Source organism: Caproiciproducens sp. MSJ-32 (assembly GCF_018918055.1).
Taxonomy (GTDB): Bacteria; Bacillota; Clostridia; order Clostridiales; family Clostridiaceae; genus Clostridium.
Map to the genome: position 1 here is coordinate 13,624 of NZ_JAHLPS010000011.1, position 14,708 is coordinate 28,331.

A 14,708-nucleotide genomic window follows, 5' to 3' on the forward strand; every position below is an offset into this window, starting at 1 on the left:
GTAAAAGATGGCTATTAGAAATATTAGAATAAATGGAGACGAAGTGTTAAGAAAAAAATGTAAACCTGTAAAGGAAATTACAAATAGAACATTAAAATTAATTCAAGATATGGCTGATACAATGTATGAAGCTGATGGAGTTGGTTTAGCAGCACCGCAAGTTGGTATCCTACAAAGGATATTTGTTATAGATGTATATGATGATAATGGATTAAGGGTGTTTATAAATCCAGAGATATTAGAAGTTTCAGGTTCTCAAGTAGGGCCAGAGGGATGTCTTAGTATCCCAAATGAAGAAGCAGAAATTGAAAGACCAAACTATGTTAAAGTAAAAGCTTTAAATGAAAAAGGAGAAGAGTTTGTCTTAGAAGCTACAGAATTATTAGCAAGGGCAATTCTTCATGAAAATGACCATTTAGATGGAAAGCTATATATTGATTATTTAAAATAGTAAGGGATGAAGTATTATGAAGATAGTATTTATGGGAACTCCTGATTTTGCAGTACCAACTTTAAAAAAATTAATATCTAACTATGGCGTTGAAAGTGTATTTACTCAACCTGATAAACCTAAGGGAAGAGGAAAAAAGATGTCCTTTTCCCCTGTTAAGGAAGTTGCATTAGAAAACAATATTAAAATTTTTCAGCCTGTTAAATTAAAGCAAGATTTAGAAGCAATTGAATATTTAAAAAGTTTAAAGCCAGATTTTATTATAGTAGTTGCCTATGGGCAAATATTAACAAAAGAAGTATTAGATATACCTAAATATGGTTGTATAAATTTACATGCTTCATTGCTTCCAAAGTATAGAGGAGCAGCTCCAATTAATTGGGCAATAATTAATGGAGAAAAAGTATCAGGGAATACAACAATGTTAATGGATGTAGGATTAGATACTGGAGATATGCTTTTAAAGGATGAAGTAGAAATAACAGAAAATATGACTGCAGGGGAGCTTCATGATATTTTGAGTGATAGAGGAGCGGATCTTGTAGTTAAAACAATAGAAGGATTATTAAATAATAGCATAAAAGCTATTAAACAGCCTGAGGAAACAAATTTTTATGCGAAAATGTTAAATAAAGAAATAGGAAAAATTGAATGGAATAATTCTGCTAAAGATATTCATAATTTAATTAGAGGACTTAATCCATGGCCAATTGCTCATACAACCTATAAAGAGCAAAACATGAAGATTTTTGCAAGTGTTTTACTAAATGAGCATTCTAGTAAAGAACCTGGTACAATAATAGATGTTTCTAAAGCTGGTATTAAAGTAGCTACATCAGAGGGAATATTATTAATAAAGAAAATACAATTTCCAAATGGAAAACCATTGACAGTTGAACAATATATTAATGGTAATAAAATAGAAGTAAATGAAAAACTTGTTTAGTTTAAATTTAGGGCATAAATAGCTGTTATTTATATGATAGCTATGCCTAATTTCTGAATAAAGAGGTATAAATAATGAACAGTAGAAGAATTGCAAGACAAATTGTGCAAAGAGTTTTAGAAGAAGGAGCATATTCAAATTTAATCCTATCTAATGAACTTAATAGCAATGAAATAAATGATAAAGATAAAGGGCTTATTACAGAAATAGTTTATGGTACTTTAAGAAGAAAGGGTACTTTAGACGTAATTATAAGTAATTTTGTTAAGGATATAAAATTGCTTAATACTACTACATTAAATATATTAAGAATTGCAATATATCAATTGTACTTTTTAGATAAAATACCTGAATATGCTGTTTGTAATGAAGCTGTAGAGGATGCTAAAACTGTATCAGAAGAAGATTCAAAACTTGTAAATGCCATATTAAGAAATTATATAAAAGATGATAAGGAAATAGTAGTTCCGGGTAATAGAATTAATGAATTAGCTTATAAGTTTTCATTTCAGCCTTGGATGATAAGACTTTTTATAAAGCAGTATGGTGAAGATAGAACAAAGAGAATAATGGCTGGATTAAATGAAACTCCAAAAGTTACTGTAAGAGTTAATGAATTAAAAGCTGATTACGAAGAAGTTTATGAAAAGCTTGAAGAACTAGGATATAACATAGAGGATGGATATGCTTGTCCAGAAGCTATTTCCATAAAAGGTGGAAAGGGCATTGAAAATAATGAATTATTTCAACAGGGGTATATTACTGTTCAAGATGAAAGTGCAATGCTAGTAGCCCCTTTGCTTGATTTAAATGAAGGAGATACAGTATTAGATTTATGTGCAGCACCAGGTGGAAAAACTACTCATATTGGAGAATTATTAAATAATACAGGTAGAGTGTTGGCCTTTGATCTACATGAAAATAAATTATCTCTTATAAGGGAAAATGCAGAAAGATTAGGCTTAAATAATATTGAATGTCATCAAATGGATGCTGCAAAATTAAATACAAATTATATTAGTTTCGCTGATAAGGTGTTAATTGACGTACCTTGTTCAGGTCTCGGAATTATAAGAAAGAAACCAGAAATTAAGTGGAATAAAACTAGACAGCAATTAAAAGATTTAGTCCAAATACAAAGAGATATAATGGAAAATGCATGGCAATATTTGAAGCCAGAAGGAATTCTTTTATATTCTACATGTACCTTAAATAAGGAAGAAAATGAAGAGAATATTGAATGGTTTTTATCTAAACATAAGGATGCTGAAATAGAAAAGTTATTTGTTGGTAAAAATAATAACTTTATATATAGCAAGGAAGGATGTTTAACAATATTACCGAATGAGTCGATGGATGGTTTCTTTATAGCAAAATTAAAGAAGAAAAAATAGGTGAAACAAATGGAAAATATTTTGAATTATAGCTTAGAAGAACTTTCAAATTGGATGAAAGAAAATAAGGAAAGTACATTTAGGGCAAAGCAGGTATTTTCCTGGATATACAAGGGCATTTATAAATTTGAAGATATGAAGAATTTACCAAAGGCTACTATAGAGAAGCTTAATAATAGTTTCTCTATAGAAATGCCTAAAATTGTTCATAAATATGAATCTAAATTAGATAAAACCACTAAATTTTTATTTGCTTTTAGTGATGGTAATGTTATCGAAAGTGTAGTAATGAAATATAAACATGGAAATTCTATTTGTATATCTACTCAAATAGGATGCAGAATGGGATGCAAATTTTGTGCGTCAACTTTAGAAGGAAGAATAAGAAATTTAACAGCAGGAGAGATGCTTTCGGAAGTTATTCTAGCACAAGAAACTATAGGAGAAAGAATATCAAATATAGTTTTAATGGGAAGTGGAGAACCTCTTGATAATTTTGATAATGTTACAAAATTCATAGAATTAGTAAATTCTGATTATGGCTTGAATATTGGACAAAGGCATATAACCTTATCAACCTGTGGATTGGTTCCTAAAATATATGAGCTGGCTGATAAAGGATATAGTATTACCCTTGCTATTTCATTACATGCATCAAATGATGAAAGAAGAAAAGAAATAATGCCAATTGCAAGAAAATATTCAATAGCTGAAATATTAAAAGCCTGTGACTATTATGTAGAAAAAACTAAAAGACGTATAACCTTTGAGTATTCTCTAGTTTCAGGAATAAATGACAGTGTAGAAGATGCTATTGAATTGTCACAATTATTAAAAGGAAGGTTATGTCATGTGAATCTTATTCCCGTGAATGAAATTAAAGAAAATACATTAAAAAGACCTTCAAAGAAAACTATAGAAGAATTTGAGAGAACCCTTAATAAATATAAAATAGAAGTAACAGTAAGAAGAGAAATGGGTAGTGACATTGATGCTGCTTGCGGTCAGTTAAGGAGAAAATACTTAAAAGGTGAAAATTAAGGGAGTGGGATATATGGTTGGTGTAAAAACGGATTTAGGTAACATAAGAAGCTTAAATGAAGATTATTTTGAATTTTATGAAAGTGATAATTATAAAATTTATGTTGTTGCTGATGGAATGGGTGGACACAATGCTGGTGAAGTTGCCAGTAAAACAGCTGCCAGGGCTTTAGTTGAATATATAAAAAATAATTATCAAGATGAAGAAAATAAAGAACTTTTAAAGGCTGCAATAGAATATGCTAATAAACAAGTTTATGAATTAGCAAATGAGGATGAAACTTACAATGGCATGGGAACTACAATTGTCGCATGTTATATTACAAGGGATTTTATTCAGATTGCTAATGTTGGAGACAGTGCTTGTTTTGGAGTAAAGGATAAGGAAATTATTAAAATAACAAAGGATCATTCATTAGTACAGGAACTTCTTGATGCAGGAAGTATTTCGAAGGAAGAGGCAGAAAATCATCCCAATAAAAATATAATAACAAGAGCTATTGGAACATATAAAAATGTAGAAATAGACATTTTTGATATTGATAAATCGCAATATAACCTATTTATATTATGTACTGATGGATTAACTAATGAAGTTTCTTTGGAAGAAATATCTAATGAAATAGTGCAGGATAGAGACTTACAAAATATATGTGAAAATCTTGTAGGCTTAGCAAAGAAAAATGGTGGAAGAGATAATATAACTGTAATGTTAGTTGGAGGAGAGGTGTAATATGATAGGAGTAATTCTTGGCGGAAGATATGAAATCCTTGAAAAAATTGGAGAAGGAGGTATGTCAGAAGTATATAAGGCTAAGTGTAATAAATTAAATAGACATGTAGCAATAAAGGTTCTTAAGAAGCAATTTGCAAATAATGAGGAAATTTCACAGAAGTTTAAGAAAGAAGCTACTGCTATTGCAAATTTATCAGATACTAATATAGTGAACATTTTGGATGTTGGAACACAAGATGATATAGATTATTTAGTAATGGAATATGTTAATGGAAAAACTTTGAAAGATCTTATTAAATTTAAAGGTAAACTTTCATATACAACAGCTATAAATATTGCTTTGCAAATTGCTAAGGCTTTAGATTGTGCCCATAGAAATAATATAATTCATAGGGATATAAAACCACAAAATATCTTGGTTACAGAATCAGGGGAAATAAAGGTTACTGATTTTGGAATAGCGAAATCTGTAGATTCACAAACAATAACTAATACTACTAGTGTCATTGGTTCCGCACATTATCTTTCACCAGAGCAAGCCAGAGGAACATATATAGATTTTAGAACCGATATTTACTCTCTTGGAGTAGTTTTATATGAAATGGTAACTGGAGTTTTACCTTTTCAAGGAGATTCACCTGTTACAGTAGCTTTAAAACATATCCAAGAAGAACCTATACCTCCAAAGAATTTAAATTCATCAATTCCGTCAAGTTTAAATAATTTAATTTTAAAGGCTATTCAAAAAGAGCCAATTAGAAGATATGAGAATGTAAGGGAATTAATTCAAGATTTAAATAAAATAAAAGAAAATCCAGATGTATTAATTGGTGATAACAAAGAAGAAAATAATGAAAGAACAATAGTTATGTCACCAATATTAGGAAAGAATCAAAGTAAAGCAAAAGAAGATAGTATAATTGAAGATAATATAAATGAAGACAATGATTATTATGATGATGAAGATTATGATGATGAATATGAAGATGAATATGAATATGAAGATGAAGATTTAGAAGAAAAGCCAAAAAAGAAGAAAAATATTAAGAAGAAAGTTTTTATAACAATAGGTTCTTTAATAACAGTATTTCTTCTATTATTTATAGGATATTATTTAGCTGTTGGAGGAGGGAATTCTGAAATAGAGGTACCTAATCTTGTTGGATTAAAGGCAGAAGAGGCTGCCAAAGAGTTAGAAAAGCTTGGCTTAAGATTAGAAATAATAAAAACAGAAATAAGTGATGAGGAAGAAAATACAATATTGAGCATAGATCCTAAAGAAGGTACTAAAGTTAAAAAGAATACAAGTATAAAAGCGGTAGTTTCTGGTGGAGAAGAAACATATAATATGCCAGACTTTAGGAATTATGAAGTAACTAATATTAAGCAAATTTTAGAGAGCCAAGGATTTACTAATTATACTATTACAGAGGAATTTAGTGATGATGTTGAATATGGTTATTTAATAAGTCAAAATCCAGCAGCCAAAACTAAGATTAAGAAAGATACTGCAATTCAAATAGTTGTTAGCAAGGGACCGGAAATTAAATTAGTTGAGGTACCAAATGTTGTAGGAAAAACTGAAAATGATGGTAAAGGTCAGTTACAAGCTTTAAAATTAGTTGTAACAGTAGAGACAAAAACAACTCATAATAAATCAGAAGACGGTATAATTTTGTCTCAGTCAATTTCAGGTAATAAAGTTGAAGAAGGAACTCCAATTACTATAATTGTTGGTAAATTTGAAGAGAGAATAATTGATGTTAGAAAAGAAATAGGTTTAAGCGAAGGACAGACTCTTTCAGTTGCAAAGGCAAGACTTGAAGTTGCAGGTTTAGGAATAGACATTAAAGGCCCAAAAGATGATGATGCAATAGTAGTATCTTTCACAGAAACAGTTAAAGAAGGTGGAACTGTAACACTTAATACGCAAAAAGAAACAAATCAACAAGAAGAAAATAAACCACAACAATAAAAAAATCAGCCAATGGCTGATTTTTTTATAAAAATTATTTGCAATTTTTTATATAATTTGGTTATTATAAATAGAAAAGAAAAATATAATCTTGGAGGTAATATGGAAGGAAAAATAGTAAAAGGAATTGGTGGATTTTACTATGTAAAAACTAATGAAGGTATAATTGAATGTAAAGCGAGAGGAATATTTAGACATAAAGATTTAAAGCCTGTAGTTGGAGATGATGTTACAATAGAAATTTCTAATGGCAAGGGAGTAATAAATGACATAAAAGAAAGGAAATCTTATCTTGAAAGACCAACAGTTTCTAATGTTACTCAGGCTTTTGTTGTTTTTGCAATAAAAAATCCAGATCTAAATTATGATTTGTTAAATAGATTTTTAATCATTTGTGAATACAATAATATTAAAGCAGTAGTATGTTTAAATAAAATAGATTTAGCTAGTGAAGAGGAAAAGAAAGAAGTTGAAAGTAAGATAAAGGCTATCGGTTATGATGTACTTTTTATTAATGCTAAAAAAGGAGAAGGAATAGAACTACTTAAAAAGCGATTAAAGAACAATGTAACAGTCTTATGTGGTCCTTCTGGAGCAGGTAAATCAACTTTAATAAATACACTATTAAACAGGACACATATGAAGACTGGTGAAGTTTCTGAAAAAATTGGAAGAGGTAAGCATACAACTAGACATAGTGAGTTAATTGAAATTGAGGAAGGATTTTTAGTAGATAGTCCTGGCTTTTCAAATATAACTATTGATTTTATTGAGGAAGAGGAATTAAAATATTGTTTTCCTGAATTTAAAGAATATAATAATGAATGTAAGTATAGGGGATGTCTCCATTATAAAGAACCTGGCTGTGAGTTAAAAAAGGCCTTAGAGGATGAAAAAATTAATGAATATAGGTATAATTTTTATATAAGAGTTTTAGAAGAAATAAAAGATAGGAGGAAGAACAAATGGTAAAAATTTCACCATCAATATTATCAGCAGACTTTTCAAAATTAGGTGATGATGTAATACGATTAGACAAGGCAGGGGCAGATTTTATTCATATTGATGTTATGGATGGAAACTTTGTGCCCAATATTAGCCTTGGACTACCTGTAATAAAGTCAATAAGAAATAAAACAACTAAGGTTTTTGATGTGCATTTAATGATAGAAAATCCTTCAAGATATTTAGATGATTTTATAGATGCAGGTGCAGATATAATAACTATACATTATGAAGCAGAAAAACATATTGATAGAGCAATTGATTATATAAAATCAAAAGGAAAGATGGCAGGAGTTTCTATTAATCCGGGAACACCAACTTTTGTGTTAAAAGATATATTAAGTAAATTAGACTTAGTATTAATAATGTCAGTAAATCCAGGTTTTGGAGGACAAAAGTTTATTCCATATACAATAAATAAAATAAAAGAAGTTAAAGAAATGAGTAGTAAGGCAAATCCTAATTTATTAATTGAAGTTGATGGTGGGGTAGATAAAAATAATTCAAGAGATATTATTAATGCTGGAGCTAATGTTTTAGTTGCTGGTTCAGCTATTTTTAAAGATGGTAAAATTGAAGAAAATATAAAAGCTATAAGAGGAGAATAAAATGAAAGCTTTAATAGTAAGCGGAGGTAATCCCCCAAGTTATGAGCTTTTAAAAGATAAATTAGAGAATTCTGATTTAATAATTGGTGTAGATAGAGGCTGTGATGTATTATATAAATACAAAATAAGGCCGGATTATATACTGGGGGATTTTGATTCTGCAAATCTTTCAAGTCTAAATTATTTTGATAAACTAGGGGTAGACAAAATAAAATTAAAAAGAGAGAAAGATGATACAGATAGTAAGGTGGCTTTAGATTTTGCAATTAGTAAGGGAGCTAAGTACATAACTTTTTTAGGTGCTATAGGAACAAGATTGGATCATACCTTAAGTAATTTAGGGTTAATGTTTCAAGGATTAGAAAAGGGAATATTAGTAATTATTGAAGATGAGTATAATAAGGTGTTTTTAACAAAGGAAAATATTAAGATAAAAGGTGAAAAAGGGCAAATAGTTTCCTTTAAGGCTTATTCAGGATTAGTAAAAAATCTAACAATTAAAGGAGCTAAATATGAACTTAATAATTATAATTTGAATATAGAAGATGGAATTACAACTTCAAATGAATTTCTGGATAAAAATATTGAATTAATTTTTGATAGTGGAATTTTAATGATATTATATTCAAAAGATTAAATAAAAAGGCACTTATTTCTTTTATTCGCATAAAATGTATATAAAGAGATAAGTGTTTTTTTAGGAGGTAAAAATGAAAATAGTTGCAATAAAACTGCCTAAATTCATATCAAACTTTATAAAATTTTTTAGAAGGAAAAAGTAATCTTACATATGAAAAATAGGACATAAAAATTTATGCAAAATAAAAAATGCAATTGCTATCAATTGCATTTTTTATTTGAACTATATTGCTCTTTGAACCTTTCCAGATCTAAGGCATCTTGTACATACATGAACTGTTTTTGGTGTTCCATTAACTAAAGCTTTTACTCTCTTTATGTTAGGAGCCCAAGTTCTCTTTGATTGACGATGTGAATGGGAGTATTGAGATCCTGAAATAACTCCTTTATCACAAACTTCGCATCTTCTTGCCACTTGAAAACACCTCCTTATTTTCGAAGATAAATACTCTTCAATAGGACAGATTAAATTTTAACATAACTACCATATTAAAAGCAATAGAAAAGAAGAAAAAAGATAAAACTTTTAGATTATAGAAAATTTTATATACTAATAAATATTATCATATAATACTTATGTATAATATTACTTGAATAATGGAAATAAGTAATATAAAATATAGTGTAAGGAAATGTAAAGGAGGATTCTGTATGGTAGGATATTCAAATGAAATTGGAAATATACAATACTCTGAAGAGGTTCTTGCTAAGATAGTTGGATTATCAACTATGGAATGCTATGGAGTAGTTGGTATGGTTTCTAAGAATGCGACAGAAGGTTTATGGGAATTGATGAGAATTGAAAATTTAAGTAAGGGCGTAAAATTGAAGGTTAATGATAATAAATTAGTAATAGAATTATTTGTTATGGTGGAATACGGAACAAAAATTTCTGTTATAGCAAGTAATATTATACAAAAGGTACGTTATAGTGTGGAAAACTTTACTGGATTAAAGGTTTCATCTGTTACAGTAAATGTTCAAGCAGTTAGAGTCTAGGAGGTTAAAAGATGAAATATCATAAAATAAATGGCCATGATTTTTATAATATGGTTGTTCATGCTAGTAATAAATTATTAGAGGAAAGTGAATATGTGAATTCCTTAAATGTTTTCCCTGTTCCAGATGGAGATACAGGCACTAATATGTCTGCAACTTTTAAGGCTGCGGTAAAAGAAATAGAGGGATTAAATTCTAAATCTATTGGTGAAACTTCTAAGAAACTTGCTAAAGGTGCTTTAATGGGAGCAAGAGGTAATTCAGGAGTAATCCTTTCACAAATTCTAAGAGGTATTTCAAAAGGTCTTGCAGATAAAGATGAAGTAGATTCGGTAGGATTTGCAATAGCTTTAAAAGAAGGTAGCAATTCAGCTTATAAAGCAGTTATGAGACCAACTGAAGGTACAATTTTATCAGTTGTTAGAGCTGCTGCTGATGGAGCAATTGATAGTGATGAAAAAGATATTGTAGATTTAATGAAGCTTGTTGTAGATGAAGCTAAGAAAATGTTAGACAAAACTCCTGAGTTATTACCAGCTCTTAAGAAGGCAAATGTAGTTGACTCTGGTGGAATGGGCTTATATATAATATTTAATGCTATGTATGAGGCGTTGAGAGATGACATAAAAGCTGAAATTAAAGATGTTAAACCTGCAAGTGCTAAAGCTGCTGGAGCATCGGGAACAGAAGATATAGATATTAAATTTGGATACTGTACAGAATTCATCATTATGGGAAATGCAGAAAAGGCTAACCAATTTAGAGATGAAATAACTCCGCTAGGAGATTCACAAATAGTTGTTGGATATGAGGATGTAATAAAAGTTCATATTCATACAAATGATCCAGGTTTAGTTTTATCAAAAGCTGTAAAGCTTGGCGAGCTGTCAAAAATTAAAATTGATAATATGAGAGAAGAACATAGAGAAGTGCTTTTGACTAAGGAAGAATATAAAAAGGCTAATGTAGAACAAGATGATATTTTTACTGAAGAAGTAGTTTTAGATGTAGAAAAGAAAAAATATGCCTTTGTATCAGTAGCAATGGGAGATGGTATCAGTAATATATTCAAGGACTTAGGTGTAGATCATGTAATTGAAGGTGGTCAAACAATGAATCCTTCTACTCAAGACATATTAGATGCTGTTTCCAAATTAAATGCTGAACATATTTTTGTACTTCCAAATAATAAGAATATAATAATGTCTGCAAATCAAGCTGCAGAAATTTCAGATAAAGATATTAGGGTAATTCCAACAACAACAATACCTCAGGGAATAACATGTTTAACAATGTTTAATCCTGAAGCAGAGCTAGAAGAGAATGTAGAAAATTTAAAAGAAGCTATAGAAATGGTTAAAACAGGATCTATTACTTATGCTGTAAGAGATACTGAAGTAGATGGAATTAAAATAGAAGAAGGAAATATTTTAGGTCTTATAGAAGGTAAAATAAAGAAGGTAGGAACTTCTTACTGTGATGTTGCTGAGGAAGTGCTTTCAGAAATGATTGATGAAGACAGTGAGCTTATCACTATATTCTATGGGGCAGATGTTTCAGAAAAGGAAGCAGAAGATTTCACTAAGAAAATAGAAGATAAATATGAAGATTTAGATGTACAATGTTACAGAGGAGCACAACCTCTTTATTATTTCTTAATATCAGTAGAATAATAATAACAAGCACAAGTTACTAATTTATTTACATAAGTTATAGCTTGTGCTTTTATTAATAAATTATTAAGTCACTTAAATTTGAGGTGAATAAATGAATATATCAATGGAAATTTCTACTTTAAAGGGAGTAGGGCCAAAGCTTTGTGAAAAGCTTAATAAATGTGGAATATTTACAATTTATGATTTGCTTTTATATTTTCCGAGGGATTATGAATATATAATATCAAATTGTGAATTTGAAGAAATTGACGAAAATAAAAAATATATATTGTCCTGTAGAGTAATTGGATTTGATAGAGATATAAGAACAAAAAGCGGTAAAGTTATTTCTACAATAAAGTTTGCCTATAAAAAACATATTGTCTTAGCGAAATGGTTTAATCAAAAATACATAAAAAACCAATATAAACTTAACGAGACTTATGATCTAGTAGGAAAGTATAAAAAAAATGGAAATAACTTAGAAGTAGTAAATCCTATAATTGGATGTAAAGATGCTATTGAAAGTGAAATCATTCCTAAATATTCTTTAAAGGGAGATATGTCAGAAAAAATAATTCCAAAATTAGTAAATCAAGTATTAGATAATACTATCATATCTGATAATATTCCAAAAAAAATATTGTTAAAATACAATTTAATGGATTTAGACACTGCAATAAGAGAAATACACTTTCCAAAAGGCAGAGGCGATTTGTTTAGAGCGATAGAAAGACTTAAGTTTCAAGAATTATTTACTTATTCTATGAAATTGTTATTATTAAAAAATAAAATTAAGCAAAGAAATGGCATATCTTTTAGTTGGCATAAAGAACTAACTGACTTAAAGGAAGCCTTACCTTATAGTTTAACAAATGCTCAGACCAGAGTTGTTAGAGAAATTTTAATAGACCAAAAAAGTCCATATCCTATGAATAGACTGCTACAGGGAGATGTGGGAAGCGGAAAAACAATTGTTGCATTAATAGCAATGTTTAATGTAGTTAAAAACGGCTATCAAGCTACTTTAATGGTACCTACAGAAATATTGGCTAATCAGCATTATGAAGAAGCTTTAAAATTATTAAGGCCTTTTAATATTGATATTGAACTTTTAACAGGAAGTACGAGTAAAAAAGAGAAGAGAAGGATAAAAGAAAGACTGCAAAATGGGGATAATATTATAGTAATAGGAACTCATGCCTTAATTCAAGAAGATGTAGAATTTAAAAATTTAGGATTAGCTATAACAGATGAGCAGCATAGGTTTGGAGTTGAACAAAGAAATAAGCTTATAACTAAAGGAAAAAGGCCTGATGTTTTAGTTATGAGTGCTACACCTATTCCTAGAACCTTGGCCTTATGCATGTATTCAGATTTGGACGTATCAATAATTGATGAGTTACCACCAGGAAGAAAGGCGATAAAAACAAAATTCTATAGTGAAGAAGATAGAATGTTAGCCTATAGTTTTGCAAGGGAAGAAATAAAAAAGGGAAGACAGGTTTACATAGTTTGTCCTTTGATTGAAGAAGATGAAAAATTAACTTTAAATTCTGTCGAAAAACTTTTTGAGGAATTAAAAAGTGGTATATTTAAAGATATTCCTATTCAAATTTTACATGGCAAAATGAGAGCAAAGGAAAAGGATGAAATAATAAATTCTTTTAAGTTAAATGAAACTAAGGTATTAATATCAACAACGGTAATTGAAGTAGGTGTAAATGTGCCAAATGCTTCTCTTATGATAATAGAAAATTCAGAAAGATTTGGTTTAGCTCAATTGCACCAATTAAGAGGAAGAGTTGGAAGGGGAAGTTATGATTCCTATTGCATATTAATTGGAAAAGCTAAAAATGATAAGACTAAGAAAAGAATGAAGATCATGACTGAATCAACTGACGGTTTTTATATTTCTGAGCAGGACTTAAAAATAAGAGGTGCTGGGGAAATGTTTGGTTTAAGGCAAAGCGGTGATTTAGGATTGATTCTTGCAGATATCTATGAGGATATAGATATCTTAAAATGTGCTAGATTTGAGGCGAATAATTTAATAAAATCAGAAGAAAGAGAAGATGTAAACTTATGCAAGAATATATCGAAATCAATTGAAAGATATAGTCGATATATTTGTTTTAATTAAAAAATTGTATATAATTGTTTATTGTGGTAAAATCAAAATGCAATACTAGGAGGAAAGCAAATGAGAATAATAGCAGGTAAAGCAAGAGGAAAAAAATTACTTTCTCCTGAAACTTTAGAAACTAGACCAACTTTAGATAGGGTTAAGGAAGCTATGTTTAGCATGATTCAAGGCTATATACCGGATGCATTAGTAGTTGATGTTTTTGCAGGAACTGGCAGCCTTGGATTAGAAGCTGCAAGCAGAGGGGCTAAGGAAGTGTATTTGGTTGATAAGAGCAGCACAACTTTTCCTATCCTTAAAAAAAATATAGAAAGCTTAAAGTTTCAAGACTTTTGTACAGCCTTAAATATGGATGCCTATGAAGCCCTTAGGAAATTAAATAAGTTAGGTAAGGTATTTAATATCATATTTATTGATCCTCCTTATTGTAAAGATATGATTCCTGAGGCAATGAAAATAATAGAAGAAAACAATATGTTAGATGAAAATGGAATAATAGTTACTAAAATAGATTCTATAGAAGAAATATTCGAAGGATACAATAAAATAAGACTATTAAAAAGTAGAAAATATGGAAATACAACAGTGTGTTTGTATAAATATGAAGGGTAATCAAGGAGAAAGAAATGAACATAGCAGTTTATCCGGGAAGTTTTGATCCAATAACAAATGGACATTTAGATATAATAACTAGAGCAGCTAAAATTTATGATAAACTTATAGTAGCAGTTTTAGTAAATGTAGATAAGAAATGTTTATTTACTATTGAAGAAAGAGTTAATTTAATAAAAAAAGTTACTAAGGATTTAAAAAATGTAGAAGTCTTAGGATTTGATGGTCTTTTAGTAGATTTTGCAAAGATGCATAATTCAAAGGTGATACTAAAGGGGTTACGAACAGTAGCAGATTTTGAGTATGAATTCCAAATGTCCCTTATGAATTCTAAACTTAACCCAGATATAGAAACTGTTTTTATGATGACTTCGTCTGCATATTCTTATGTTAGTTCATCAGCAGTAAAGCAGGTAGCTAAATTTGGTGGAAGTATTGAAGGACTTGTTCCTGAAGAATTAATTGATGAAATTAAAAATAAATTTTAAAAGGAGAATAAAT

General features: G+C 29.2%; 15 protein-coding genes. 14 read left to right on the plus strand and 1 reads right to left on the minus strand.

Annotation, left to right across the window (positions count from 1 at the left end):
* The first annotated feature begins 7 nt into the window (after positions 1–7).
* The 9 genes from def to KQI16_RS01110 all read left to right on the plus strand — a co-directional run bounded on the left by def (position 8) and on the right by KQI16_RS01110 (position 8,793).
* Complete coding sequence (gene def / locus KQI16_RS01070) at positions 8–451, plus strand: peptide deformylase (RefSeq protein WP_216431583.1); 444 nt, start codon at positions 8–10, stop codon at positions 449–451.
* 16 nt (positions 452–467) lie between these two features.
* Complete coding sequence (gene fmt, locus KQI16_RS01075) at positions 468–1,397, plus strand: methionyl-tRNA formyltransferase (protein ID WP_216431584.1); 930 nt, start codon at positions 468–470, stop codon at positions 1,395–1,397.
* Positions 1,398–1,471: 74 nt separating this feature from the next.
* Positions 1,472–2,791 carry a 16S rRNA (cytosine(967)-C(5))-methyltransferase RsmB gene (rsmB, locus tag KQI16_RS01080; protein WP_216431585.1) on the plus strand — a complete coding sequence of 440 codons (1,320 nt, stop codon included), beginning with the start codon at positions 1,472–1,474 and terminating at the stop codon, positions 2,789–2,791.
* Positions 2,792–2,800: 9 nt separating this feature from the next.
* Positions 2,801–3,832 (plus strand): 23S rRNA (adenine(2503)-C(2))-methyltransferase RlmN, encoded by a 1,032-nt coding sequence (gene rlmN, locus KQI16_RS01085; RefSeq protein WP_216431586.1) that lies wholly within the window; start codon positions 2,801–2,803, stop codon positions 3,830–3,832.
* Between the two features lie 13 nt (positions 3,833–3,845).
* Positions 3,846–4,565: a Stp1/IreP family PP2C-type Ser/Thr phosphatase gene (locus KQI16_RS01090; protein ID WP_216431587.1), complete on the plus strand. Its 720-nt coding sequence runs from the start codon at positions 3,846–3,848 to the stop codon at positions 4,563–4,565.
* 1 nt (position 4,566) lies between these two features.
* Complete coding sequence (gene pknB / locus KQI16_RS01095) at positions 4,567–6,543, plus strand: Stk1 family PASTA domain-containing Ser/Thr kinase (protein WP_216431588.1); 1,977 nt, start codon at positions 4,567–4,569, stop codon at positions 6,541–6,543.
* A gap of 102 nt (positions 6,544–6,645) precedes the next feature.
* Positions 6,646–7,515: a ribosome small subunit-dependent GTPase A gene (gene rsgA / locus KQI16_RS01100; protein WP_119865105.1), complete on the plus strand. Its 870-nt coding sequence runs from the start codon at positions 6,646–6,648 to the stop codon at positions 7,513–7,515.
* Entirely contained in the window at positions 7,509–8,156 is a 648-nt protein-coding gene (gene rpe, locus KQI16_RS01105) for a ribulose-phosphate 3-epimerase (RefSeq protein ID WP_216431589.1), read from the plus strand. The genes rsgA and rpe overlap by 7 nt, the downstream gene beginning before the upstream one ends.
* A 1-nt stretch (position 8,157) precedes the next feature.
* A complete protein-coding gene (locus KQI16_RS01110; protein ID WP_216431590.1) occupies positions 8,158–8,793 on the plus strand; it encodes a thiamine diphosphokinase in 636 nt (211 codons plus the stop codon).
* 225 nt (positions 8,794–9,018) lie between these two features.
* On the opposite strand, the gene rpmB is transcribed toward KQI16_RS01110, so the two are convergent.
* Positions 9,019–9,210 carry a 50S ribosomal protein L28 gene (gene rpmB, locus KQI16_RS01115; protein WP_119865102.1) on the minus strand — a complete coding sequence of 64 codons (192 nt, stop codon included), beginning with the start codon at positions 9,208–9,210 and terminating at the stop codon, positions 9,019–9,021.
* 236 nt (positions 9,211–9,446) lie between these two features.
* Here rpmB and KQI16_RS01120 point away from each other — a divergent pair, with 236 nt between their 5' ends.
* The 5 genes from KQI16_RS01120 (at position 9,447) to coaD (ending at position 14,695) form a co-directional block, all read left to right on the plus strand.
* Positions 9,447–9,794: an Asp23/Gls24 family envelope stress response protein gene (locus KQI16_RS01120; protein ID WP_216431591.1), complete on the plus strand. Its 348-nt coding sequence runs from the start codon at positions 9,447–9,449 to the stop codon at positions 9,792–9,794.
* 11 nt (positions 9,795–9,805) lie between these two features.
* Positions 9,806–11,467, plus strand: a complete 1,662-nt coding sequence (locus KQI16_RS01125) for a DAK2 domain-containing protein (RefSeq protein WP_216431592.1) — start codon at positions 9,806–9,808, stop codon at positions 11,465–11,467.
* A gap of 94 nt (positions 11,468–11,561) precedes the next feature.
* Positions 11,562–13,592, plus strand: a complete 2,031-nt coding sequence (gene recG / locus KQI16_RS01130; protein ID WP_216431593.1) for an ATP-dependent DNA helicase RecG — start codon at positions 11,562–11,564, stop codon at positions 13,590–13,592.
* 60 nt (positions 13,593–13,652) lie between these two features.
* Complete coding sequence (gene rsmD / locus KQI16_RS01135) at positions 13,653–14,207, plus strand: 16S rRNA (guanine(966)-N(2))-methyltransferase RsmD (protein WP_216431594.1); 555 nt, start codon at positions 13,653–13,655, stop codon at positions 14,205–14,207.
* Between the two features lie 14 nt (positions 14,208–14,221).
* Complete coding sequence (gene coaD, locus KQI16_RS01140) at positions 14,222–14,695, plus strand: pantetheine-phosphate adenylyltransferase (RefSeq protein WP_216431595.1); 474 nt, start codon at positions 14,222–14,224, stop codon at positions 14,693–14,695.
* Positions 14,696–14,708: the final 13 nt, after the last annotated feature.

Coding starts and splice junctions, on each gene's coding strand:
- coaD (WP_216431595.1), top strand. CDS start 14,222: ATGAACATAGCAGTTTATCCGGGAAGTTTTGATCCAATAACAAATGGA.
- rpe (WP_216431589.1), top strand. CDS start 7,509: ATGGTAAAAATTTCACCATCAATATTATCAGCAGACTTTTCAAAATTA.
- rsmB (WP_216431585.1), top strand. CDS start 1,472: ATGAACAGTAGAAGAATTGCAAGACAAATTGTGCAAAGAGTTTTAGAA.
- KQI16_RS01090 (WP_216431587.1), top strand. CDS start 3,846: ATGGTTGGTGTAAAAACGGATTTAGGTAACATAAGAAGCTTAAATGAA.
- rlmN (WP_216431586.1), top strand. CDS start 2,801: ATGGAAAATATTTTGAATTATAGCTTAGAAGAACTTTCAAATTGGATG.
- KQI16_RS01125 (WP_216431592.1), top strand. CDS start 9,806: ATGAAATATCATAAAATAAATGGCCATGATTTTTATAATATGGTTGTT.
- KQI16_RS01110 (WP_216431590.1), top strand. CDS start 8,158: ATGAAAGCTTTAATAGTAAGCGGAGGTAATCCCCCAAGTTATGAGCTT.
- rsmD (WP_216431594.1), top strand. CDS start 13,653: ATGAGAATAATAGCAGGTAAAGCAAGAGGAAAAAAATTACTTTCTCCT.
- fmt (WP_216431584.1), top strand. CDS start 468: ATGAAGATAGTATTTATGGGAACTCCTGATTTTGCAGTACCAACTTTA.
- recG (WP_216431593.1), top strand. CDS start 11,562: ATGAATATATCAATGGAAATTTCTACTTTAAAGGGAGTAGGGCCAAAG.
- KQI16_RS01120 (WP_216431591.1), top strand. CDS start 9,447: ATGGTAGGATATTCAAATGAAATTGGAAATATACAATACTCTGAAGAG.
- rsgA (WP_119865105.1), top strand. CDS start 6,646: ATGGAAGGAAAAATAGTAAAAGGAATTGGTGGATTTTACTATGTAAAA.
- pknB (WP_216431588.1), top strand. CDS start 4,567: ATGATAGGAGTAATTCTTGGCGGAAGATATGAAATCCTTGAAAAAATT.
- def (WP_216431583.1), top strand. CDS start 8: ATGGCTATTAGAAATATTAGAATAAATGGAGACGAAGTGTTAAGAAAA.